The following is a 22,636-nucleotide window of genomic DNA, read 5'->3' as shown; positions in this document are numbered from 1 at the left end:
ACGGCGCATTCCATCGGGAGTCCTCCTAGGCGACCTGCGCGTCCAGCGCCGCACGCAGCCAGTCGTCCATGGCACCGATGGTCGGTTGCCGTGCGGCGGAGGGGAGTTCGCCGGCGAGGTGCCAGTAGCGGTCGATGAGGGGATGCGCCAGCAGGCCCAGCTGGGCGCTGAGTCGGCGACGGAAGGCGGGGGTGTCCCGCGTGTCGCGCAAACCGGCGTGCGCGCCGACGAAGCAGTCGAGTGCTTCGCCCGCGTGCGGGGGCCGCTGGGCCCGTACGTCCGCCGAGGCGAGCGCACACGCCTCGACGAGCCCTTCGTAGAGGACGGCCGGGCGGCAGGCCCCGTCGGAGGTCCGGGCCGCGAGGCGGCGGATGTCGATGTCGCGGACGCGCGGGTCGGTGGCGACGGCGTGCAGTCGCGCAAAGGTCAGGACCTGGGACGGCGTCGGGTCGGCGGGAGGCTGCGGCACCGCCGCTTCGAGCAGCGTGGAGAGCAGGCGGGCCGGCAGCCGCGCGGGGAGTACGTGACGCCAGAAGCGGGCCAGGGCGTCCGTGGTGGGCGGGAGGGTCACGGCACCGATCAGGCGCAGGCGATCGGCGCGTTCCTCGGGGGTGCAGTCGTGGAGCAGGCGGAGGGCGGCCTCCCGCCAGCGCAGGGCCGACAGTTGCGTGCCGAGTGCGCGGAGCTGCCCCGCGACGGCGTCCTCCAGGGCGTCCGTCGCGCCCGCGGCGTCCTCCTGGGCGAGGATCCGGTCGACCTGCGGCAGCGGCAGGTCGAGGGTGCGCAGCGAACGGATCAGGCGGAGCCGGTCCAGGGCCTCGGGGCCGTACCGGCGGTGGCCCCCGGCGCTGCGGGCGGCCTCGGGCAGCAGGCCGCGGTCCGAGTAGAAGCGGACGGTCTTGACGGTGACGCCGGCCTGCTCGGCGAGTTCGCCGATGCTCCACCTGCCGTCAGGGGACGCGGACCCGCTCATGACTTGAACCTCCCTCAGGGGGAGTTCCTACCGTAACGGCACGCGCGGCCGGGCCAACGGGAGTCGTCGCGCGGCGAATCCGTACGAGGGAGGCATGGATGACGACGTATGTGCTGGTGCCGGGCGGCCACATGGGCGGCTGGCTGTGGCAGGACGTGGTGGACCGGCTGCGTGAGCGGGGAGCCGAGGCCCGCGCGGCCACGCTCACGGGCACGGGCGACCGCCGCCATCTGGCGGGCCCGGAAACGGACCTGGAGACACACATCGAGGATCTGGTGCAGCTCATCGACCACGTGGACGCGCCGGAGGTGGTGCTCGTCGCCCACTGCCACGGCAGCTTCCCGGCCCTCGGCGCCGCCGACCGGCGCCCGGATCGGGTGTCGCGGATCGTGTACGTGTCGGCGCCCCTGCCGATGGACGGCTACTCGGTGCACGGCCTGATACGCGAATTCGAGCCCGATCCGGCGGTCCGCGAGAGGTGGTGGCAACGGGCCGAACAGGCCGAGGACGGCTGGCGGATCCCCCCGCTGTCACTCGACGGCGTGCGGGCCTCGAACAGCGTCGCGGGCATCCCCGCGGACACGCTGGCCCGACTCGTCCGCCTGGCATCGCCGCAGCCGCTGGGACCGCTCACCCAGCCCCTCCGGCTCTCGGGCGCCACCGCCGGACTACCGAGCACCGGCGTCTTCTGCACCGGCACCGGCATGAACATCGCCGCGGTCGAATCCCTGGTGCGCTCGGGGGACCCGCGCTTCCGCACTCTCGCCCAGCCCCACGTCGCCTTCTTCGAACTCGACTCCGGCCACTGGCCGATGCTCTCCGCCCCGGACGAACTCACCGAGGTGCTGCTCCGCGCCGCCGCGGGCGAAGGCCGACGGGTGACCGCGTGACCCCGCCCGGCGAGACCGCCCTTGCCGCGCGGTGGCCGGCCCGCGAGACACCCTCCGGCGGCTGCTCGCAGCGGGCGTCAGGCCGGACTCGCTCCCACGGATGGGGGGTCCCGCCGATCCGCGCGGGGCGACCGAACCGGACGGCGACCCCGGGAGAGTAAAGAACACTGACGGGTTCGCCGAGCGCCGTGCGGATGCCCGCGGCCCGGGTGAGGCCCTCGTCGCACTCGACCAGCTCGGCCCGGCGCAGCGGCCACTGCGGGTGCGAGTTCGGCAGATACATCTGGCGCCCGAAAAAGGTGTTGTGCATACCCCAGCGGGCGGTCAGGAAGTGCTCCAGGGCACTGGGCTCCGCTATACGCTCCCCGGGCCGCACGGTGATCCGGCTGCGCGTTCCACGCGGCCCCGGCCAGCGCCTGCTGCTGGTGTACGTGACGTTGCCACCGCCGTGCCGGATACCCATCCGCGACCACAGGTACGGCATACGGAAGACCGATCGCGCGATGGCCACGGGTATCAGCCGGGAGGCGTCGAGCGAACGGAAGACCACCCCGCGACGCCCCTGCGCATCGACCGAGTAGAGCCGCACATTCGTCTCCGGAAAGCTCCCCAGATACGGAATCCCGGGAAGCCGAAACCACCCCACACGATGCATACGAAACGGCACCAACCCGACAAAGGTCACCCCGTCAAAGGTATCCGGAACCGTCCCCTCCGCCATCAGATGAGCCACATCCCCCGGCTCAACCGCCCAATGCACAAACGCCAAATCCAACCAAGCCTGCGTAAGCAAAGGCCTCCGGGCGGACCCAACCGACACACCAGAAACCGGCTCGGGAGCAAACGGGGTGACGACCATCGAGCCAGCCTCGCACACGTCGCGGCGACGGATCCGGCTACGTCGTTCACTGCGCTACCAGTCGCCAGCGAGGGCCGCTACCCCGGCTCTGGGGTAGCGGCCCTCACTGTCGTTCCTGACATCAAGTCAGAGGGTCGGCCGTCCGGTGCACACGCGATGCCCAAGGGGGCGGAAAGCGGTGACGGTCGGCTGACCCTGCCTCTTAGATGTCGAAGTAAAGCTCGAACTCGTGCGGGTGGGGGCGGAGCTGGATCGGGGCGATTTCGTGGGTGCGCTTGTAGTCGATCCAGGTCTCGATGAGGTCGGCGGTGAAGACGCCGCCCTGCTGGAGGTACTCGTTGTCGGCCTCGAGGGCGTCGAGGACGGCCGGGAGGGAGGTGGGGACCTGGGGGACGCCCGCGTGCTCCTCGGGGGCGAGCTCGTAGAGGTCCTTGTCGATCGGCTCGGCCGGCTCGATCTTGTTCTTGACGCCGTCCAGGCCCGCGAGGAGGAGGGCGGAGAACGCGAGGTACGGGTTCGAGGACGGGTCCGGGGCGCGGAACTCGACGCGCTTGGCCTTCGGGTTCGAGCCGGTGATCGGGATGCGCATGGCCGCGGAGCGGTTGCGCTGCGAGTAGACCAGGTTGACCGGGGCCTCGAAGCCGGGGACCAGGCGGTGGTAGGAGTTCACCGTCGGGTTGGTGAAGGCCAGCAGCGACGGGGCGTGCTTGAGGATGCCGCCGATGTAGTAGCGGGCGGTGTCCGAGAGGCCCGCGTAGCCCTGCTCGTCGTAGAAGAGCGGGTTGCCGCCCTGCCACAGCGACTGGTGGACGTGCATGCCGGAGCCGTTGTCACCGAAGATCGGCTTGGGCATGAAGGTCGCGGTCTTGCCGTTGCGCCAGGCGACGTTCTTGACGATGTACTTGAACAGCATCAGGTCGTCGGCCGCGGCGAGCAGCGTGTTGAACTTGTAGTTGATCTCGGCCTGGCCGGCGGTGCCGACCTCGTGGTGCTGGCGCTCGACCTGCAGGCCGGCCTTGTCCAGCTCCAGGGAGATCTCCGCGCGCAGGTCGGCGAAGTGGTCGACCGGCGGGGCCGGGAAGTAGCCGCCCTTGTAGCGGACCTTGTAGCCGCGGTTGTTCTCCTCCGACCCGGTGTTCCAGGCGCCGGCCTCGGAGTCGATGTGGTAGAAGGACTGGTTCGACGAGGTCTCGAAGCGGACGCTGTCGAACACGTAGAACTCGGCCTCCGGACCGAAGAACGCGGTGTCCGCGATGCCGGTCGAGGCGAGGTAGGCCTCGGCCTTCTTGGCGATGTTGCGCGGGTCGCGGCTGTACTGCTCGCCGGTGATCGGGTCGTGGATGAAGAAGTTGATGTTGACGGTCTTGTCGCGGCGGAAGGGGTCCACCCGAGCCGTCGACAGGTCCGCGCGCAGCGCCATGTCCGACTCGTGGATCGCCTGGAAGCCGCGGATCGAGGAACCGTCGAAGGCGAGTTCCTCGGCCGGGTCGAACGCCTTCGCCGGGATCGTGAAGTGCTGCATCACACCGGGCAGGTCGCAGAACCGGACGTCGACGAACTTGACGTCCTCATCCGCGATGAACTTCTTGGCCTCGTCGGCGTTCTGGAACATCCAACTCCTCCTAGCCCGGTCACCGGTCGGCGGACGCGGGATTGCTACTCGGAACGCGACCATGTGCGGTGGCGCGTTGCCCGACCATAGGCAGGCGGGATTTCCCAAGCATGACCCATTTGTTTCGCCGAGGTTAACCGGCGCGCGGCCGTCTTTCACCCCCAGTGTGCGCCATGAAGGGGCATTCCGGACCGGGTGGAGGGAGGCATTCCGCGGCCGTCCGCGGGGGGTGCCACACCGCCCCGCCGGGCTCCTCCGGGCCCGCCTCGCGGGGCCTCCCGGGCCCGCCCGGCCCCGTGCGCGGCGGCCCTCCGGGAATCGCACGCGGACGGTCGCAGTACCGTGGTCGGGTGGACAACAGGCATGCAATCGGATCGTGGATCTCCGGGCCCCGCGCGGCCGCCGAGGACATGGGCGTCGAGTTCGGATACCGCGGACAGCAGCTCGGGCTGCCGGAGGAGGGGCCGGGCTCCGTCGCGCGCCCCGGCCGGCGCTTCGCGGCGCTCTTCATCGACTGGGCGCTGTGCCTGCTCATCGCATACGGCCTGCTCAGCGGCGGCCGGGCGCAGTCGGCGAGCAACTGGACGCTGCTGGTCTTCACGGTGCTCAGCGTGCTGACGGTCGGCACGGTCGGCTTCACCCCGGGCAAGCGGCTCCTGGGGCTGCGGGTGGTCGCCGAGGGCGGCGGCCGGATCAGCCTGCCGCGGGTCGTCGTCCGCACGGTGCTGCTCGTCCTGGTCATCCCCGCCGTGGTGTGGGACCGGGACGGGCGGGGGCTGCACGACCGCCTGTCGCGCGCCGTGCAGGTCCGGCTGTGAGCGTCTCCGGGCGGTAATCCGGCCTGCCGGGGGCTCCGGGCTGTATCCGGTCTGTCAGCGGCCCCGGGGGAGTCACCGCCCGAGGGAGTCCCCAAGAGAGTCCCGGAGTCTCCGAGGGGCGGCCCCTCCGCCCGTCGCATACGAAACGCCCCGGAAGCAATCTTCCGGGGCGTTGCCGTGAAGGCCTGTCGTGGGCCGGGATGTCAGCGGGCCTTGCCGCCGCCCTTGGGCATGCGCATGCCCTTCGGCATGGGGCCCTTCGGGACCGGCATGTTGCTCATCAGGTCGCCCAGCGCCTTGAGCCGGTCGTTGACGGCCGTGACCTGCGCGCCGGGCAGCACCCGCGGCAGCTTCAGCAGCGTCGTACGGAGCTTCTTCAGCGACACCTGGCCCTCGCCGTCGCCCACGATGATGTCGTGGACGGGGGCGTCGGCGACGGTGCGCGCCATCCGCTTCTTCTCGGCGGCCAGCAGGCCGCGGAGACGGTTGGGGTTGCCCTCGCCGACCAGCACGATGCCGGCCTTGCCGACGGCGCGGTGGACCACGTCCTGGCTGCGGTTCATGGCCACCGCGGGGGTGACCGTCCAGCCGCGGCCGACGTTCTCCAGCACGGCGGCCGCCGCACCGGGCTGGCCTTCCATCTGCCCGAAGGCGGCCTTCTCCGCACGCCGTCCGAAGACGATCGCCATCGCGAGGAACGCCAGGACGAAGCCCAGGATCCCCGCGTAGACGGGATGGCCGATCGCGAAGCCGATGGCAAGGAGAACGCCGAATACGACGATGCCTACACCAGCGACGACAAGACCGACCTTGGAGTCGACCCGACGGGTCATCTTGTAGGTCAGGGCGATCTGTTTCAGTCGCCCGGAGTTCTCAGCGCCGGCAGCGCCGGCAGCGCCCTCAGCGTTTACCTTCCTCGCCATACAGCGCAGTCTACGTGGCGTGCGGGCGCCTGCTCGCCGCGGCCTCCAGTACGTACTCGGCCTCGTGGCGGTCCTTGGCGCGGCGGCGGTCCTCCAGGACCGACGTCCAGGCGTTGCGGCGGGCGGTGCGCTGCCCGCCGCGCATCAGCACGGCCTCGACGGCACGCAGGGCGCCGGTGACGGTGGGGATGGGGAGAGCGGGGGTGGCGCGGAGCGGCGCGGCCTGCATGGTGGTGACTCCCTCTGATCTGTTCGGAGAAGCAGGGGTAGGTGCGGGAGCGGTGCGTGCATCCATCGTCACGGAAAGGTGTTACCAACGGATGGCCGGCCGGTCAAACACCGATGAAACATTGACGCGGCCCCCACGCCCCCGTGCCGGGGGAATGTGGGCCGCGTCCTCAGCATGTGCCACGATTCACAAAACGGCGCGCCGGGAAACTCAAACCGCCTGACTGGACGCCTCGACCTCGCGCCGCTCGACGGCCTGCTGGTAAAGGCGGCCGGCGCGGTAGGAGGAGCGGACCAGCGGGCCGGACATCACGCCGGCGTAGCCGATCTCCTCGGCCTCCTCCTTGAGCTCCACGAACTCCGCCGGCTTGACCCACCGCTCGATGGGGTGGTGGCGCACGGAGGGGCGCAGGTACTGAGTGATCGTGATCAGCTCGCAGCCCGCGTCGTAGAGGTCCTGGAGCGCCTGGCTGATCTCCTCGCGCTCCTCGCCCATGCCCAGGATCAGGTTGGACTTGGTGACCAGACCGGCCTCGCGGGACTTGGAGATGACCTCCAGCGAGCGCTCGTAGCGGAAGCCGGGGCGGATCCGCTTGAAGATACGCGGGACCGTCTCGACGTTGTGGGCCAGCACCTCCGGGCGGGAGGAGAAGACCTCGGCGAGCTGCTCGGGGACCGCGTTGAAGTCGGGGATCAGCAGTTCGACGCCGGTGTCGGGCATCGAGGCGTGGATCTGCCGGACCGTCTCGGCGTAGAGCCAGGCGCCGCCGTCCTCCAGGTCGTCGCGCGCGACGCCGGTGATCGTGGCGTACTTCAGGCCCATGGTCTGCACGGACTCGGCGACCCGGCGGGGCTCGTCGCGGTCCAGCTCCTGCGGCTTGCCGGTGTCGATCTGGCAGAAGTCGCAGCGGCGGGTGCACTGGTCGCCACCGATGAGGAAGGTGGCCTCGCGGTCCTCCCAGCATTCGAAGATGTTGGGACAGCCCGCCTCCTGGCAGACCGTGTGCAGTCCCTCGCTCTTGACCAGGCCCTGGAGGTGGTTGTACTCGGGACCCATCTTCGCCCGGGTCTTGATCCACTCGGGCTTGCGCTCGATGGGGGTCTGGCTGTTCCGGACCTCGAGACGCAACATCTTGCGTCCGTCGGGTGCGACTGCGGACACGACCGGCGCCCCTTTCTGCTTACGCGGCATTCGTTTCTGCGGCGTACACCAGGGTACGCCCGTTGATTCGCACGTCTTTACGTGCGGGGCAACCCCGTATGGCGGGGTCGCATTCCCGGAACCCTTTGATCCGCATGACCTGTACCTGCCGGGCCGGGCGGCTCAGACCGCGCGGGGGAGGAGGTCGGCGCCCTCGAGGACGTCCCGCAGGTGCTTCTCGACGACGGGCAGCACCTCGGCGATGGTGATCTCCCGGCCCAGCTCGTTGGCGAGCGAGGCGACGCCGGCATCGCGGATGCCGCACGGGACGATCTTGTCGAACGAGGTGTTGTCCGGGTTCACGTTCAGCGCGAAGCCGTGCATGGTGACGCCCTTGGCGACGCGGATGCCGATCGCGGCGAGCTTGCGGTCCTCGCGGCGCTGGCCGGCGTTGGACGGCGCGTACTCGGGACCGTTCAGCCGCGGGTCGAACATCTCGTCCGCCACCCGGGGGTCGAAGTCGAGGTTCAGCCCGCCCAGGGCCGCCCGCTGCTCCACCGGGTCGCCCAGCACCCACACGCCGCTGCGGCCCTCGATGCGGGTGCCCGCCACGCCGAACTCGGCGCAGACCCGGATCAGGGCCTCTTCGAGGCGGCGCACATGGGCGACGACGTCCACCGGGCGCGGCAGCTTCTGGATGGGGTAGCCGACCAGCTGGCCGGGGCCGTGCCAGGTGATCTTCCCGCCGCGGTCCACGTCGACGACCGGGGTCCCGTCCAGCGGGCGCTCGTCGTCGGACGTGCGCCGCCCCGCGGTGTAGACGGCCCGGTGCTCCAGCAGCAGGCAGGTGTCGGGCACCTCGTCGGCGAACCGGGCGGCGTGCACCCGGCGCTGCTCCTGCCAGGCCGCGGTGTACTCCACGGCCTCGGCGCCGAAGCCCAGATGCACAAAGCGCAACCCCTCGGGTGCGGGGGTCTCCCCCTGGGAGATCGCAGTCACCGGCAGCTCCTCTTCGAACCTGTGTTGCGGTGCGCCGCAACATTGATGCCACTTCGCGCCCCTGCCACTGTACGGCCGCCCGTCCCTGGCCCGGCAGGCGGCCGGTGTCCGGCTCATTCGCCCCTGCTCACACGATCGGATGAACGCGGGGCGCAGGCGGTGATCAGGGTCCCGAAGGCCGTTACATTCACGCCGTTCCACAAGGGCGATGAGCAGTGCCGGAGCAGGGTCCGCCGGACCCGGCAGTGCGGCCCGGAAGGCAGGAGACCGGTAAAGCTGATGACGGAACGACCCCCGCACCACACGCCCAACCGCCAGCTCGCCGCGCTCATCGCCGAGGCGGGATTCTCCAACGCCGGCCTCGCCAGACGGGTGGACCAGCTCGGCATCGAGCACGGCCTCGACCTGCGCTACGACAAGACGTCGGTCACCCGCTGGCTGCGCGGCCAGCAGCCGCGCGGCACCACCCCCGCCCTGATCGCGGAGGTGTTCACCCGCCGGCTCGGCCGCCGGCTGTCCGCCCAGGACCTCGGCCTGGACGCCTGTGCGCCGGTGTACGCCGGGCTGGAGTTCGCCGCGACTCCCAGCGAGGCGGTGGACATCGTCAGCGGCCTGTGGCGCAAGGACTCCGGCAGCCACGCCGAGCTGCGCAAGATCGCCTTCACCCCGGCCGGGCTGGTGGTGCCCAGCCGGGACTGGCTGATCGGCCGCGCCGACGAGCGGGTCGCCCGGGGCGAGGCCACCGACGCCCCGGGCCGGGTGCCCGCCCAGGGCGGCCGGCCCACGGTGCCGCGCCAGCGCCGCAACGACCAGGTCGACCGCACCCAGGGCTCCCGGGTCACCTCCGGGGACATCGCGGCGCTGCGCTCGGTCGGCGAGCTGTTCCGGGCGCTGGACCACGCCTACGGCGGCGGTCACGCCCGGCAGGCTCTGGTGCGCTATCTGGAGCACGAGGCCGAGCCGATGCTGCGCGGCTCCTACGGGGAGGCCACCGGCCGCCGGCTGTTCGCGGCCACCGCCGATCTGACCCGGCTGGCGGGCTGGACCTCGTACGACATCGCCGCCCACGGCCTGGCGCAGCGGTACTTCGTCCAGGCCCTGCGGCTGGCCCAGGCCGCCGGTGACCGGGCGTACGGGTCCTACGTCCTGGTGACGATGAGCCGGCAGGCCGTCTACCTGGGGCACGGCCGGGAGGCCGTCCAGCTGGCCCGGGTCGCCCAGCAGGGCATCGGCAGCAGCGCGCCGCCCGCCGTGCAGGCGCTGCTGCACTCCGCCGAGGCGCGCGGCCACGGCGTGCTGGGCGAGGTCCGGGCGTGCACGGCGGCGCTGGCCCGGGCCGAGCGGGCGCTGGAGACCGTCCGTCCGGGCGACGAGACGCCGTACTGGGCGCGCTTCTTCGACGAGGCGCAGCTCGCCGACGAGCTGGCGCACTGCCACCGCGATCTCCAGCAGTACCGCGCGGCCTCCCAGCACGCCGAGCGCTCGCTCCAGCTGCGCGCGGCCGGGTTCGCGCGCAGCCGGCTCTTCTGCCGGGTGGTGCTGGCGACCGCGCGGCTGGGTCTGGGGGAGCTGGAGCAGGCCTGCACGCTGGGTGCCGAGGCGGCGCTCCAGGCCTCCGAGATGCGGTCCGTGCGGGCCCATGAGTACGTCAGGGAGTTCGAGCGCCGCCTGGAGCCCTACCGCGACGCGGCGGCGGTGCGCGGGTATCGCGAGCGGGTGGCGGCGCTGGGCTGAGGCGCCGGGCGCCGCCCCGGTCAGGCCGCCGTGGGGAGGGTGTCCGGTTCGGTGGTGAAGGCCGGCAGGCCGAAGTCCTGGAGGACGGCGCGGGCGGCGCGCCGTCCCGAGTTGAGGGCGCCCTGGAGGGTGCCGGTGTCGCGGTGGTCGCCGCAGACATAGAGGCCGGCGAGCACCCGCACCGGGCGCTCCGGGTCGTGCGGGGCGGGCATCGCCGGTACCGCGTACGGATCGTGATGGGTCGTCAGCAGCTGCCGGTCGTCGGTGTGCGCACCGTGGATCCGGTCCAGCTGGGGGCCGACCGCCCGGTCGAGGACGGCCGGGGGCAGCGCCGCCGCGGCGCCCAGCACGACCGTGGTGAGCAGGGTGCGGCCGGGCGGGGTGCGGGACGGGTCGATGGCGCCGGCGGCGTAGGTGTACGCGACCGGGCCGTCCGTCGGCAGGATCAGCGTGGTGTCGCGGGCCGGCGCGCCGCGGCCCCGGCCCGTCGCCGCGGTGTGGTGCAGGACCGTCACCGGGTGGAAGGCGGGCACCCGCAGCCCCGGCAGCAGCTCGGCCGCGGCGCGGGCGCCGGTGGCCACCAGCACCGCCCGGCAGGGGACGGGGCCGTGTTCGGCGGTGTGCACCCCGGTCGTGGAGACCGCGGTGACCCGCACCGAGGTGCGGACCGTGCCGGGCGGCAGGGCGGCGGCGAGGAGTTCGGGGACGGCGCAGGCGCCGCCGGCCGGCAGCCACAGCTGGCCCTCCGCGTAGCCGCGCAGCGCGGCGGCGGCGCCCCGGCTGGAGCCGCGCAGCTGCGGATCGCACAGCAGGGCGCCCAGCAGGGGCCGCAGGAAGGCGTCATGAGGGCGGGGCGGGAAGGCCGGGCGGCTCGCCAGGGCGTCGCGGATGGGGCGGTCGCCGGCCGGGGCGAACGCGGCGGGCGCGGGGGACGAGGGGCCGGTGCGGCGGTCGAGGCGGCGCAGGGTGCGGCGCTCCCGGTCCGGTGCGGTCCGCCGCTCGGCGGGGCGGCCCTGCCCGCCGTCCGCCTGACGGTCCGTCCGGCGCTCCGTGCGGCGGTCCGCGCGCAGCAGGGCGCGCGCTGCGGACAGCGCGCCCTTGGTGCTGCGGGGGGCGCTGATGCGCTGGAGCCGCAGCCCGTGGTGGACGCCCAGGCCGGGGGCGAACGGGCGCGGGGCCAGCGCGTCGAGGCCCGGGGTGCGGCGCAGCTCGGCGGCGGAGACGGCCAGCGGCCGGCCGCAGTGGTCCAGCCGGAACCCGTCGAGCCGGTCGGTGACGGACCGGCCGCCGATCTTCGATGAGGCTTCCAGGACGGCGACGGACACCCCGGCGCCGGTCAGATGGCGGGCGGCGGCGAGTCCGGCGGGACCGGCTCCCACAATGACGACGTCCACGGCCGATGCGGTACGCAGCACATGCCCCTCCCGAGGTCGCTCCCAATGGCGGCACCGTTGTCATGCCCACTGTCGCCGCAGGGGATGCCGGAGGTGCGGGAGAGGACGAACGGAACCGGGCGGCCCGTGTGCGCGGAAGAGGCCGGGGCGCACCCGTGTCCGTGGCCGAAGAGTGCGGTGCGGCCGGGGCGGCGGACGGCCCGGGGACGCCGTACGGCCCGGCCGGCGGGCGCGGCGCCCGGAGGCCTACGCCGCTCGGATCGCGTCGATGATCCGCGGGTGGCGGAAGGCGAACCCCGAGTCCAGCAGCCGCCGCGGGACGACCCGCTGGCTGCCCAGCACATCGCCGGCGAACTCCCCGAGGGCGGCCCGCAGTACCGGCGCCGGAACGGTGCACAGCGTGGGCCGGTTCAGGACATGGCCCATCACGGCGGTCGCCTCGCGGTTGGTGACCGGTTCCGGCGCCGTGAGATTGACCGGCCCGGAGAGGTCGTCGGTGTCCAGGAGGTGGCGCAGCGCCGCGATGTGGTCCGCCAGCGAGATGAAGCTCCAGTACTGGCTGCCGTCCCCGAACCGGCCGCCGAGGCCGAGCCGGAAGAACGGGAAGAGCCGTCCCCAGGCGCCGCCCGAGCGGGCCACGACCAGACCGGTGCGGGCGAAGGCGGTGCGGATGCCCGCGTCCCGGACCGGCTGCGCGGCGTCCTCCCAGGCCGTGCAGACCTCCGGCAGGAAGCCGTGGCCGGCCGGTGCGCTCTCGTCCGTGCGCCGGTCGCCGGTGTCGCCGTAGTAGCCGATGGCGCTGCCGGAGACGAGGACCCGCGGCGGGGTGTCCATGGCGGTGAGCGCCGCGGCGAGGGCCCGGGTGCCCAGCACGCGGCTGTCGCGGATCTCCTGCTTGTAGGCGGCCGTCCAGCGGTGGTCGCCGACCCCGGCGCCGGCCAGATGGACGACCGCCTCGCAGCCGGCCAGCCCCGCCGGGTCCAGCTCCTGGCGCCTGGGGTCCCAGCGCACCTCGCCGGCCGCCGCGGGGGCCCGCCGCACGAGCCGGACGACCTCGTGGCCGTCCGCGCGCAGGGACCGGACGAGCGCCGTGCCGATGAGCCCGGTCGAGCCGGTGATCGCGATCCGCATGGGGCCATACTGCCGCAGTCACGGCCGGCAGCGGAATCCGCGGCGCCGCTTGCGCCGCGTCGGCTGACACCCCCTCAGCCGCCCGGGGCTCAGGAGCGGAACCGGTCCCAGAGGCGGGGCAGGCGCTCCGCCAGGGCCTGGTCGTCCTCGAAGTCGAGGTAGCCGCCGGTCGGTTCGCGCGGCGGCGCGGGCAGCGCCAGATCGGGCATCACCCCGCCGGTCAACTGCTCGTAGGCCTCGTCGGCCGCGTAGCCCAGCTCCTCGGCGTCGCCGTCCATCGCCTCGTCGAAGTCGTCGAGCAGTTCGGCGAGCTGGTCCGGGTCGTGCAGCGCGCCCTCGAAGACCTCCCGGCCCTGGCCGATCAGCCAGCAGCGGAAGTAGTCGAAGGCGTCGTCGCCGGCGCCGCCCAGCAGCAGGGTCGCCGCGGCCCACAGGTCCCAGGTGTACGCCCGGTTGTAGCGCGCCTCGAAATGACGGGCGAAGTCCACGACGGCGTCCGGATCGAGCCCGAGCAGCCTTTCGACCAGCGCGTCGGCCTGCTCTTCGGGGTCGCCCTCGGCCACCTCGCGGGAACTGTCGATCAGTTCCCAGAACTCCGTCTCGTCCATCACCGCTCCAGCATCGGCCCTGCCGGGCCCCGGCGCATGCGGAGTACCCCGGATGCGACGGGGTCGTTATCCGGATCGGTGACACGGTGTCCGCCGCGGTGACGGCATGTTCGGATCGGTGACGGTGTGTTCGGGCCGGCGCCCGCTCGGCGCCGCTCGGCCGGGGCGCCGTGTGACCGTCCCAAGAATCACTCGTTGGAACGCGTGCACCACCCACGACGGCGCACTCCGCCACTTTGCGAAGGGCTGTTCCAGGCCATGCCCATGGACGAACGCACCCGGGCCGATGTCGAACGGGCCGAGGCGGCCATCGTCGAGCACTACCCACGGCTCGTCCGCCTCGCCTACCTCGTCCTGCCCCCGTCGATGGGCCGGCACCGGCGGGTCCTGACCGCGCACGCCCTGGTCCAGCGGGCACTGCCGCGGGCTCGGCTGCGCCGGCCGGACGGCGGGCTCCCGGCCCAGCGCGGACCGGCGGCCGAGGCCGGCTACGACCTGGTGCGGCTGCGGACCCTGCGGCTGGCGCTGGCGTACGAGGGGCGGGCCGGCCGGGGGCTGCCGGTGCTGCCGCAGGTCTGGGGGCTGCGGCTGTTCCCGCGGGCCGGCGGTGCCGAGGAACTCGCGCTGGACCAGGCCCTGTCCGCCGTCCCCGCCTCCGTACGCGCCACCCTCGGGCTGTGGCATCTGGAGGGCCTGGACGAGGACGCCGCGCGCACCGTGCTGGAGGAGGCCGGGGCGCCCGCCCCGGACCTGGCGCAGCAGGCGGCCGGGCAGCTGGACCGGGAGGCCGGGGCCGGCGCCGTGGGGCTGCTGAACTCCGGGGAGTTCGACCCCTGCACGGTGCAGACCCGGCCGACGGATCTGCTGCGGCGCCGGCAGCGGCTGCGGGCGGCGGCCGCGCTCGGCGCCGTACTCGTCCTCGGTGCCACGGCGGCCGGGCTGTGGTGGGGCGCGGGGGACCGGCCGGTGCGTCCCCGGACCGTCGCGGAGCAGGCGCTGGACCCGGCCCGGCTGGTGCGCACCCCCAACGACCGGTGGGCGGACACCGCCAAGGTGGACTTCACCGCCTGGCCCGCCCGCGGCCGGCAGGCCGGCGACCGGGAACTGCTGGGGCGGGCGCTGCGGGTCTGGGCGGCGCCGCCCGCCGATGCCCGGATCACCGCGGCCGCGGGCACCTCCACCCGGCCGCCGGACCACCCGCCGCAGCTGCTGTACGCAGGGCTGATCGACAACGTGATGGTGGTGGTCTTCCACGACGGTGAGCGGCTGGTGCGCTACGCCGAGCCCGAAGACGCCACGCCCACCCTGCACTTCGCACGGGTCGACGGCGCGGATCTGACCGGCGGCGCCGCGCTGGTGATCGGACGCGGCAACGGCTGGATGCGCTATCTGCTCGCGCCCTGGATCTCCGAGATCACCACCCGCGATCTGCTGGCGCCGGGCGCTTTGCCGCACGGTCTGCACGTCGCACCGGACGGGGTCACCGACCGGATCGCGACGCCGCCCGCGCCGGGCGGCGGCTGCGGACGCTGGCCGGTCGCGCGCTTCCGGCCCTCGACCCGGGTCGTCGAGAACGCCGCCCACGGCGACGACGCGACCTTCCTCCTGGCCGACCTCGACGACCTCGTGCCCGTCCACCTGCTCTACGTGCCGCCGCCGTCGGCCGGCGGCACCCCGGCCAATGGCGGACCGCACGAGGCCACCGGCGCCCCGGCGCTGCGGAGCTGGGCCCGTACCGCCTGCGAACTCGGGGCGCTGCGGGGCACCGGCGTACGGTCCGTCACCGACTGGGCGTTCGCCGAGCAAGACCTCCCGGGGGGCGCGGGACGGGCGACCTGGATGTGCACCCGCGCCGACACCTGGCGCGGGCCCGGGAGCGTGACGCTGCGGTTCCTGGCGCCGGCCGCGCGCCCGGCCGACCCCGGGCGGATCGCCGGCCGGGCCGCGGACACCGCGGCCTGCAGCCGCTTCGGTCCGCATGCGGTGGGCGAGATCCACTGGCGGGCGGGGACCGGCAAGTGGTACCTGCTCGCGGCCGGCAGCCAGGACGTCGGCGGCCTCACCGCCACCGGCGGCGTACGGGCCTCCGGCGACGGGAGCACGCTGGCCGCCCCGGCCGCCCCGGGCGCCCCCGCGACGGTCACCGGGCGGCTGCGCAGCGGCGTGAGCGTGCGGGCGTTCGGCCCCTAGGGGGCGTGCGGGGGAGATCCCCGGGGTGTCCGCCGAATCCCGACAGGAGATGTCCGGTTTCGCTGTCAGGGTCGTCGTGTACGGGGGCGGTGGATCGGACGGCGAGGAGTGGCACAGGTGACGAAGGAACTGGCGGGACGGGTGGCGCTGGTGGCCGGGGCGACCCGGGGCGCGGGCCGGGCGATGGCGGTGGAGCTGGGCCGGGCCGGCGCCCTCGTGTACGTGACCGGGCGGACGACGCGGGAGCGGGTCAGCGAGGTCGGCCGGCCCACGGAGACCATCGAGGAGACCGCGGAGCTGGTCACCGCGGCGGGCGGCACCGGCATCGCGGTGGCCGTCGACCATCTGGAGCCGGAGCGGGTGCGGGCGCTGATCGAGCGGATCGACCGGGACCAGGGACGGCTGGATGTGCTGGTCAACAGCCTCTGGGGCGGCGACCGGCTGATCGAGTTCGACACCCGGCTGTGGGACCTGGATCTGGCGGGCGGCCTGCGGATGCTCCGGCTGGGCATCGACTCCCACCTCATCACGAGTCACTACGCGCTGCCGCTGCTGATCCGGCGGCCCGGCGGGCTGGTCGTCGAGATCACCGACGGCACCGCCGACTTCAACCGCCGCTACCGCGACAACCTCTGCTTCGACCTCACCAAGAACGCGCCGCACCGCATCGCCTTCGGCCTCGCCGCCGAACTCCGGGAGCACGGCGGCACGGCGGTCTCGCTGAGCCCCGGATTCCTGCGGTCCGAGGAGATGCTGGACCACTTCGGGGTGACGGAGGAGACCTGGCGCGAGGCGGTGGCCACCGACCCGCACTTCGCCATCGCCGAGTCGCCGGCCCTGATCGCCCGCGGGGTGCGGGCGCTGGCCGCCGACCCGGACAAGGCCCGCTGGAGCGGCCGTTCGCTCTCCAGCGGGCAGCTGGCGAAGGAGTACGGCTTCACCGACACCGACGGCTCCCGCCCCGACTGCTTCGGCTACTTCGAGGACGTGGTCTTCGGCGGCCGGGACGCGCCCGCGGCCGACTACCGCTGACGGCCGCCCGCGGCGCACCGCCACCCGGCTACCCATATCCGGCGGCCATCCGGCGGGCGGCCGCCGCCATGCGCTCCCGCAGGCCAGCGGGCGCGAGCACCTCGCCCTCCGGACCGAGCGCCAGCAGCTGGGCGTAGGCGACCTCGGGGGACTCCACGGCCAGGGTGACCGTCAGCCTGCCCCGTGCGTCGGGGCCGGCGGCCGCCCGGGCCCGGGCGATCGCCTCGTGGGCCGCGGCGCGGTCGGTGACGTACGGCAGCAGGCGCACGCCGTCCGCGGAGAGCCGCAGCACCACCTCCGCGCGCAGGATCGAGCGGGCGAACTCCGCGGCCCGCTCCGCCCAGAACGCGGGCAGGTCGAAGGACGGGTCGCGGTCGAACCGGCCGTCGCGGGGCCCGGCGGGCTCGGTGCCCCCGGCGGGCGTGGTGCCCTCCTCGGCCGCGGCGGCCGCCACGGCGGTGAAGCGGTCGACCCGGTAGACGCGGTAGTCCCCGGCGACCCGCGCCGCCAGATACCAGACGCCCGCCTTCAGCACCAGGCCGTACGGCTCCAACTCCCGTGCCACCTCGGTGCCCTTGCGGAGGTAGCGGGCGGTGATCCGGCGGTCGTCCCGGACCGCCTCGGCGATCGCGGGGAGCAGCTCGGGGGGCTCGGGCTGCTGGTACCAGCCGGGGGCGTCGAGGTGGAAGCGCTGGGCGGCGCCCGCCGCGGCGTCCCGCAGCCCGGGCAGCAGGGCGGCGGAGACCTTCAGCCGCGCGGCGGAGGCGGCGTCCGCCCACCCCATCTCGCGCAGCGCCGTGGGCACTCCGGACAGGAACAGCGCCTCGGCCTCGCTGCGGCCGAGGCCCGTGAGGCTGGTGCGGTAGCCGCCGATGAGGCGGTAGCCACCGGTGCGGCCGCGGTCCGCGTAGACCGGGACGCCGGCCTCGGAGAGGGAGAGCACATCGCGGGCGACCGTGCGCTCGGACACCTCCAGCTCCCGCGCCAGCTCGGCGGCCGTCATCGACGGCCGCGCCTGGAGCAGCAGCACCATCTTGATCAGCCGGGCAGCACGCATGACTTCATGATGCGGGCGACCACTGACAACGGGCCGGGGTGACGCCGGCAAAGAAAGCCCGCCCGGCCGTGGTCAGGGCTGGACCGGCCGGGCGGAGCGGGTTCCCGTGCGGAGGCACCGGGCGCGGAGGGGTGGCCTCCGCACGGGAGTCAGGGGTGCCCGTGAGGGCGGGCGGACACGGGAGCGGGCCCGCCCATGGGTTCACAGCCCGTAGCGCTCCCGGGCCTCCTTGACGGCCGCCCGCTTGACCTCGCCACGACGGGCGAGGGCTGCCAGCGCCTGGACGACCACCGACTGCGGGTCGACGCCGAAGTGCCGGCGGGCCGCCTCGCGGGTGTCGGAGAGGCCGAAGCCGTCGGTGCCGATGGAGGTCCAGTCCTGCTCGACCCACGGCGCGATCTGGTCCGGAACCGCCCGCATCCAGTCGCTGACCGCGACGACCGGGCCGGGGGCACCGGCCAGCGCACGGGTGACGTACGGGATCCGGTCCTCGCCCTCCAGGCGGGCGGCGTCGCACTCCAGGGCGTCCCGGCGCAGCTCCGTCCAGGACGGCGCCGACCACACATCGGCCGCCACGCCCCAGTCCTCGGCCAGCAGCCGCTGCGCCTCCAGGGCCCAGTGGATGGCGGTGCCGGACGCCAGCAGTTGCAGCTGCGGGCTGTCGGCCTCGGGGCGGGTGCCCTCGTTGAAGCGGTACAGGCCCTTGAGGATGCCCTCCTCGACGCCCTCGGGCATGGCCGGCTGGACCTTGGTCTCGTTGTAGACCGTCAGGTAGTAGAAGACGTCCTCGGCGTCGGGGCCGTACATCCGGCGCAGGCCCTCCTTGACGATCACGGCCACCTCGTAGGCGAAGGCCGGGTCGTAGGAGAGCGCCGCCGGATTGGTGGAGGCGATCAGGTGGGAGTGGCCGTCGGCGTGCTGGAGGCCCTCGCCGGTCATCGTGGTGCGGCCGGCGGTGGCGCCGATGACGAAGCCGCGGCCCAACTGGTCGGCCAGCGCCCAGAACTGGTCGGCGGTGCGCTGCCAGCCGAACATCGAGTAGAAGATGTAGAAGGGGATCATGGGCTCGCCGTGCGTCGCGTAGGACGTCGCGGCGGCGGTGAAGTCGGCGAGCGAACCGGCCTCGGTGATGCCCTCGTTGAGGATCTGGCCGTCCTTGGCTTCCTTGTACCAGAGCAGCTGATCGCGGTCGACCGGGTCGTAGGTCGCGCCCCGGGGGGAGTAGAGGCCGGCCGTCGGGAAGAGGGACTCCATGCCGAAGGTGCGGGCCTCGTCGGGGACGATCGGCACCCAGCGCTTACCGGTCTCCTTGTCCCGCATCAGGTCCTTGACCAGCCGGACGAACGCCATGGTGGTGGCGATCTCCTGGCTGCCGGAGCCCTTCTTCAGGGCATCGAAGGCCTTGTCGGCGGGCATCGGCAGCGGCTTGGCGACGACCTTGCGGGCGGGCGCCGGGCCGTCGAGGGCGGCCCGCCGCTCGCGGAGGTAGACCATCTCGGGGGAGTCCTCGGCGGGGCGCCAGTACGGCACCCGGTCGCCCTCCAGCGCGCTGTCCGGAATGGGGAGCTCCAGGACGTCCCGCATGGTGCGGAACTCCGCCATGGTCAGCTTCTTCATCTGGTGGTTGGCGTTGCGGGACTCGAAGCCCGCGCCGAGGGTGTAGCCCTTGACGGTCTGCGCCAGGACGACGGTCGGCGCGCCCTTGTGCTCGACGGCGGCACGGTAGGCGGCGTACACCTTGCGCGGCTCGTGGCCGGCGCGGGAGGTCTGGAACAGCTCCAGCAGCTTGGCGTCGGTGAGGCGGCTGGCGAGCGCGCGCAGCGAGTCGTCGGCGCCGAAGAAGTGCTCGCGCAGGTAGGCGGCGTCGCGAGTGGCGTACGTCTGGAACTGGGCGTCGGGGGTCTCGCCGAGGCGGCGGATCAGGGCGCCGTCGGTGTCGAGCGCGAAGACCTCGTCCCAGGCCTTGCCCCACAGCGACTTGACGACGTTCCAGCCGGCGGCGCGGAACTGGGCCTCCAGCTCCTGCACGATCTTGAAGTTGGGGCGGACCGGGCCGTCGAGGCGCTGGAGGTTGCAGTTGATGACGAAGGTCAGGTTGTCCAGGCCCTCGCGACCGGCCAGCGCCAGGGCGGCGGTCGACTCGGGCTCGTCCATCTCGCCGTCGCCCAGGAACGCCCAGACGTGGGAGCCGGCGGTGTCCTTGATGCCGCGGTGCTCCAGATAGCGGTTGAAGCGCGCCTGGTAGATGGCGGAGAGCGGGCCCAGTCCCATGGAGACGGTGGGGAACTCCCACAGCCACGGCAGCCGCCGCGGGTGCGGGTAGGAGGGCAGGCCCTCGCCGCCGGCCTCCTGGCGGAAGTGGTCGAGGTGGTCCTCGGTGAGGCGGCCTTCGAGGAAGGCGCGGGCGTAGACGCCGGGGGAGGCGTGGCCCTGGATGTAGAGCTGGTCCCCGCTCCCGTCCCCCTCCTTGCCGCGGAAGAAGTGCTGGAAGCCGGTCTCGTAGAGCCAGGCGGCCGAGGCGAAGGTGGCGATGTGGCCGCCGAGGCCCAGCGCGGAGCCGCGGGTGACCATCGCGGCGGCGTTCCAGCGGTTCCACGCGGTGATCCTGGCCTCCAGCGCCTCGTCACCCGGGAAGTCGGGCTCGGCGGAGGTCGGGATGGTGTTGACGTGGTCCGTCTCCAGCAGGGACGGCAGGGCGGTGCCCTCGGTGCGCGCGGTGTGCTCCAGGGCACGGCGCATCAGGTAGGCGGCACGATGCGGACCTGCTGCCGCGGTGACCGCGTCGAGCGACTCGCGCCATTCGGCCGTCTCCTCGGGATCACGGTCCGGGATCTGGTCGAGCTGGCTGTACGGCGGACGCACGGGATCGGGCATGGGTGGCCCCTTTCCGGACGGGAGGGAAGCTCGGGGTGTCGTCATGGCCGGGTCCGCGGTCCACAGGGCAGGACCACGGGCCCTCGACGACACCCCGACGAGTTCGGCAGGCAGGTGGGTTGTCGCGCCCCGACGAAGACGATACGCCTCTGATCGATGATCGATCAACGCTCGTCGAAGGAATCACCGCAGGTCGGCACGGGGTGCCGCAATTCCGGGCACCGCGTGCCAACCGAAGGGGTCGGTCGCGCTGTCCGGGACGGGCCCGCCTCCCAGGCCGGAAGGGCCCGTCAGCCCGTACGGAAAGTGCCCGTCACCTCGTCCGGGAGAGGGCCGCCCGCCCTCTCCCGTAAGCCCTCAGACCCGGGGCCCGAACGCCCTCAGACCCGAGGTGCGCAGCTCAGGACGTGCGACTTGAGCAGGGCGCCGATCTTCGGGTCGCGCCGGCGGAAGGCGTCCACGATCTCCTGGTGGTCCTGGGCGTGTGAGCGCGGCTCCGGGCTGAACCAGCGGATCGACAGCGTCGTCCAGACCTCGATGCCCAGCGACTCCCAGGTGTGCAGCAGGACGGCGTTCCCGGCGGCCTGCACGATCTCCCGGTGGAAGGCCACGGTGTGCCGCACCTGTTCCTCGCCGTCGCCGGCCAGGTCCGCCGCGCGCAGCGCCGTGACCTCCTGCTCCAGCGCCGCGGTGTCCTCGGCCAGCCGCCCGGCGGCCAGCTCGGCGGCCACCTGCTCCAGCCCGGCCCGCACCGGATAGCTCTCCTTGAGGTCGTCCGCGGTCAGATTCCGCACCCGGACGCCCTTGTTCGGCGCGGACTCGATCAGCTGGAGCGACTCCAGCTCGCGCAGCGCCTCGCGCACGGGCGTCTGGCTGACCTCCAGTTCCACCGCGATCCGCCGCTCGACGATCCGCTCGCCCGGCTGCCAGCGGCCGCTGACGATCCCCTCGAGGATGTGCTCGCGGATCTGCTCGCGCAGCGAATGGACGACGGGCGGGGTCATGGGTGCTCCTTCAGAGCGGAGGGTGGCAGGGGCCATTATCCGGGACGCGACCGCGCAAAGGGGCCGGCCCCGGTTCGTACACGACGCTGTACGAACCGGGGCCGGCCCCTTGCACACCTACGGGCTGGCTACCGGGCTCAGAGACCGATCTCGGTCTCGAACTCGGCGGCCTCCAGGATCTGCTTGACCGTGGTCAGGTAGCGGGCGGCGTCCGCGCCGTCCACCAGACGGTGGTCGTAGGAGAGCGCGAGGTAGGTCATGTCGCGCACCGCGATGGTCTCGCCGAGCTCCGGGTGGTTGATGACCACCGGGCGCTTGACGGTGGCACCGATGCCCAGGATGCCGACCTGGTTCGGGGGCACGATGACGGTGTCGAACAGGGCGCCGCGCGAACCGGTGTTGCTGATGGTGAAGGTCGCACCGGACAGCTCGTCCGGCGTGATCTTGTTCGCGCGGACCTTGCCCGCCAGGTCCGCCGTCTTGCGGGCGATACCGGCGATGTTGAGGTCACCGGCGTCCTTGATGACCGGGGTCATCAGGCCCTTCTCCGCGTCCACCGCGATACCGACGTTCTCGGTGTCGAAGTAGGTGATGGTGCCCTCGTCCTCGTTGATCCGGGCGTTGACGACCGGGTGGGCCTTCAGCGCCTGGACAGCGGCCTTGACGAAGAACGGCATCGGGGAGAGCTTGACGCCCTCACGCTGCGCGAAGGCGTCCTTGGCCTGGTTGCGCATCCGCATGATCTTGGTGATGTCCACCTCGACCACGGTGGTCAGCTGCGCCTGGCCGTGCAGGGCCTTCATCATGTTGTCGCCGATGACCTTGCGCATCCGCGGCATCTTGACGGTCTGACCGCGCAGCGGGGACGCCTCGATGGCCGGGGCCGTCGACTTGGCAGCCGCGGCCGGAGCGGCGGCAGCCGGAGCGGCGGCCTTGGCGGCCTCCGCGGCGGCGATGACGTCCTGCTTGCGGACGCGGCCACCGACACCGGTGCCCTTGACCGTGCTCAGGTCGACGCCGTTCTCCGAGGCGAGCTTGCGCACCAGCGGGGTGACGTACGCGCCCTCGCCGGCGGCCGGAGCCGGGGCGGCGGGAGCGGCGGGGGCCGGAGCCGGGGCAGCGGCCGGAGCAGGAGCCGGAGCCGGCGCGGGGGCCGGAGCCGGAGCGGG

At 73.2% G+C, this 22,636-nt stretch carries 18 protein-coding genes and 1 pseudogene; 5 read left to right on the top strand and 14 right to left on the bottom strand.

The genetic code is table 11. The features are described from left to right. Nucleotides 1–25: 25 nt before the first annotated feature. Nucleotides 26–973 carry a MerR family transcriptional regulator gene (locus tag IEY78_RS30860; RefSeq protein ID WP_189103935.1) on the bottom strand — a complete coding sequence of 316 codons (948 nt, stop codon included), beginning with the start codon at nt 971–973 and terminating at the stop codon, nt 26–28. Nucleotides 974–1,071: 98 nt separating this feature from the next. Between IEY78_RS30860 and IEY78_RS30855 the strand changes: the two genes are divergently transcribed. Beyond that, on the top strand, nt 1,072–1,863 hold the full coding sequence (locus IEY78_RS30855) for an alpha/beta fold hydrolase (protein WP_189103933.1): 792 nt from the start codon (nt 1,072–1,074) through the stop codon (nt 1,861–1,863). A gap of 97 nt (nt 1,864–1,960) precedes the next feature. On the opposite strand, the pseudogene IEY78_RS30850 reads toward IEY78_RS30855, so the two are convergent. Together IEY78_RS30850 and glnA are read right to left on the bottom strand one after the other, a co-directional pair. Next, nucleotides 1,961–2,722: pseudogene (locus IEY78_RS30850) on the bottom strand (YqjF family protein); the annotation flags it as partial. A 202-nt stretch (nt 2,723–2,924) separates the two neighbouring features. Beyond that, on the bottom strand, nt 2,925–4,334 hold the full coding sequence (gene glnA, locus IEY78_RS30845; protein WP_189103929.1) for a type I glutamate--ammonia ligase: 1,410 nt from the start codon (nt 4,332–4,334) through the stop codon (nt 2,925–2,927). Nucleotides 4,335–4,684: 350 nt separating this feature from the next. Here glnA and IEY78_RS30840 point away from each other — a divergent pair, with 350 nt between their 5' ends. Then, a complete protein-coding gene (locus IEY78_RS30840; protein WP_189103927.1) occupies nt 4,685–5,152 on the top strand; it encodes an RDD family protein in 468 nt (155 codons plus the stop codon). A gap of 203 nt (nt 5,153–5,355) precedes the next feature. On the opposite strand, the gene IEY78_RS30835 is transcribed toward IEY78_RS30840, so the two are convergent. The 4 genes from IEY78_RS30835 to lipB form a co-directional block, all read right to left on the bottom strand. Beyond that, a complete protein-coding gene (locus IEY78_RS30835; RefSeq protein WP_189103925.1) occupies nt 5,356–6,075 on the bottom strand; it encodes a DUF4191 domain-containing protein in 720 nt (239 codons plus the stop codon). Nucleotides 6,076–6,085: 10 nt separating this feature from the next. Next, the gene (locus IEY78_RS30830) at nt 6,086–6,304 is read right to left on the bottom strand and encodes an SCO2195 family GlnR-regulated protein (RefSeq protein WP_189103923.1); all 219 of its coding nucleotides are present in this window, start codon (nt 6,302–6,304) and stop codon (nt 6,086–6,088) included. Nucleotides 6,305–6,514: 210 nt separating this feature from the next. After that, a complete protein-coding gene (gene lipA, locus IEY78_RS30825) occupies nt 6,515–7,465 on the bottom strand; it encodes a lipoyl synthase (RefSeq protein WP_127150489.1) in 951 nt (316 codons plus the stop codon). A gap of 162 nt (nt 7,466–7,627) precedes the next feature. After that, nucleotides 7,628–8,443, bottom strand: coding sequence for a lipoyl(octanoyl) transferase LipB (lipB, locus tag IEY78_RS30820; protein ID WP_229700278.1), 816 nt, complete (start codon nt 8,441–8,443; stop codon nt 7,628–7,630). Between the two features lie 279 nt (nt 8,444–8,722). Here lipB and IEY78_RS30815 point away from each other — a divergent pair, with 279 nt between their 5' ends. Beyond that, nucleotides 8,723–10,177 carry an NsdA family TPR-like regulatory protein gene (locus tag IEY78_RS30815; RefSeq protein ID WP_189103921.1) on the top strand — a complete coding sequence of 485 codons (1,455 nt, stop codon included), beginning with the start codon at nt 8,723–8,725 and terminating at the stop codon, nt 10,175–10,177. Between the two features lie 20 nt (nt 10,178–10,197). Here the strand turns inward: IEY78_RS30815 and IEY78_RS30810 are convergent, their stop codons facing one another. The 3 genes from IEY78_RS30810 to IEY78_RS30800 form a co-directional block, all read right to left on the bottom strand. Continuing rightward, the gene (locus tag IEY78_RS30810; RefSeq protein WP_189103919.1) at nt 10,198–11,592 is read right to left on the bottom strand and encodes an FAD-dependent oxidoreductase; all 1,395 of its coding nucleotides are present in this window, start codon (nt 11,590–11,592) and stop codon (nt 10,198–10,200) included. Between the two features lie 225 nt (nt 11,593–11,817). Beyond that, nucleotides 11,818–12,702: a TIGR01777 family oxidoreductase gene (locus tag IEY78_RS30805; RefSeq protein ID WP_189103917.1), complete on the bottom strand. Its 885-nt coding sequence runs from the start codon at nt 12,700–12,702 to the stop codon at nt 11,818–11,820. An 89-nt stretch (nt 12,703–12,791) separates the two neighbouring features. After that, entirely contained in the window at nt 12,792–13,310 is a 519-nt protein-coding gene (locus IEY78_RS30800) for a DUF4240 domain-containing protein (RefSeq protein ID WP_189103915.1), read from the bottom strand. Between the two features lie 264 nt (nt 13,311–13,574). Here IEY78_RS30800 and IEY78_RS30795 point away from each other — a divergent pair, with 264 nt between their 5' ends. After that, nucleotides 13,575–15,500: a hypothetical protein gene (locus IEY78_RS30795; protein ID WP_189103913.1), complete on the top strand. Its 1,926-nt coding sequence runs from the start codon at nt 13,575–13,577 to the stop codon at nt 15,498–15,500. A 117-nt stretch (nt 15,501–15,617) separates the two neighbouring features. Then, entirely contained in the window at nt 15,618–16,532 is a 915-nt protein-coding gene (locus tag IEY78_RS30790) for an SDR family oxidoreductase (protein WP_189103911.1), read from the top strand. A 28-nt stretch (nt 16,533–16,560) separates the two neighbouring features. On the opposite strand, the gene IEY78_RS30785 is transcribed toward IEY78_RS30790, so the two are convergent. The 4 genes from IEY78_RS30785 to sucB form a co-directional block, all read right to left on the bottom strand. Continuing rightward, nucleotides 16,561–17,589 carry a helix-turn-helix transcriptional regulator gene (locus IEY78_RS30785; RefSeq protein WP_189103909.1) on the bottom strand — a complete coding sequence of 343 codons (1,029 nt, stop codon included), beginning with the start codon at nt 17,587–17,589 and terminating at the stop codon, nt 16,561–16,563. Between the two features lie 201 nt (nt 17,590–17,790). Continuing rightward, entirely contained in the window at nt 17,791–20,463 is a 2,673-nt protein-coding gene (gene aceE / locus IEY78_RS30780) for a pyruvate dehydrogenase (acetyl-transferring), homodimeric type (RefSeq protein WP_189103908.1), read from the bottom strand. 380 nt (nt 20,464–20,843) lie between these two features. Then, on the bottom strand, nt 20,844–21,467 hold the full coding sequence (locus tag IEY78_RS30775) for a GntR family transcriptional regulator (protein WP_189103907.1): 624 nt from the start codon (nt 21,465–21,467) through the stop codon (nt 20,844–20,846). 137 nt (nt 21,468–21,604) lie between these two features. After that, nucleotides 21,605–22,636 (bottom strand): 2-oxoglutarate dehydrogenase, E2 component, dihydrolipoamide succinyltransferase (gene sucB, locus IEY78_RS30770; RefSeq protein WP_189103906.1); only part of this gene is annotated, 1,032 nt, incomplete at its 5' end.

Source organism: Streptomyces kronopolitis (genome assembly GCF_014646275.1).
Taxonomy (GTDB): Bacteria; Actinomycetota; Actinomycetes; order Streptomycetales; family Streptomycetaceae; genus Streptomyces; species Streptomyces kronopolitis.
The sequence above is the reverse complement of the archived record's forward strand: the minus strand, read 5'-3'. Positions and strand labels throughout refer to the sequence as shown.

What these genes read in the sequence shown, in the direction of transcription:
- IEY78_RS30835 (WP_189103925.1), bottom strand. Translation starts at nt 6,075, where the DNA reads ATGGCGAGGAAGGTAAACGCTGAGGGCGCTGCCGGCGCTGCCGGCGCT.
- IEY78_RS30775 (WP_189103907.1), bottom strand. Translation starts at nt 21,467, where the DNA reads ATGACCCCGCCCGTCGTCCATTCGCTGCGCGAGCAGATCCGCGAGCAC.
- IEY78_RS30815 (WP_189103921.1), top strand. Translation starts at nt 8,723, where the DNA reads ATGACGGAACGACCCCCGCACCACACGCCCAACCGCCAGCTCGCCGCG.
- glnA (WP_189103929.1), bottom strand. Translation starts at nt 4,334, where the DNA reads ATGTTCCAGAACGCCGACGAGGCCAAGAAGTTCATCGCGGATGAGGAC.
- aceE (WP_189103908.1), bottom strand. Translation starts at nt 20,463, where the DNA reads ATGCCCGATCCCGTGCGTCCGCCGTACAGCCAGCTCGACCAGATCCCG.
- IEY78_RS30860 (WP_189103935.1), bottom strand. Translation starts at nt 973, where the DNA reads ATGAGCGGGTCCGCGTCCCCTGACGGCAGGTGGAGCATCGGCGAACTC.
- IEY78_RS30785 (WP_189103909.1), bottom strand. Translation starts at nt 17,589, where the DNA reads ATGCGTGCTGCCCGGCTGATCAAGATGGTGCTGCTGCTCCAGGCGCGG.
- IEY78_RS30830 (WP_189103923.1), bottom strand. Translation starts at nt 6,304, where the DNA reads ATGCAGGCCGCGCCGCTCCGCGCCACCCCCGCTCTCCCCATCCCCACC.
- IEY78_RS30805 (WP_189103917.1), bottom strand. Translation starts at nt 12,702, where the DNA reads ATGCGGATCGCGATCACCGGCTCGACCGGGCTCATCGGCACGGCGCTC.
- IEY78_RS30795 (WP_189103913.1), top strand. Translation starts at nt 13,575, where the DNA reads ATGGACGAACGCACCCGGGCCGATGTCGAACGGGCCGAGGCGGCCATC.
- IEY78_RS30855 (WP_189103933.1), top strand. Translation starts at nt 1,072, where the DNA reads ATGACGACGTATGTGCTGGTGCCGGGCGGCCACATGGGCGGCTGGCTG.
- IEY78_RS30800 (WP_189103915.1), bottom strand. Translation starts at nt 13,310, where the DNA reads ATGGACGAGACGGAGTTCTGGGAACTGATCGACAGTTCCCGCGAGGTG.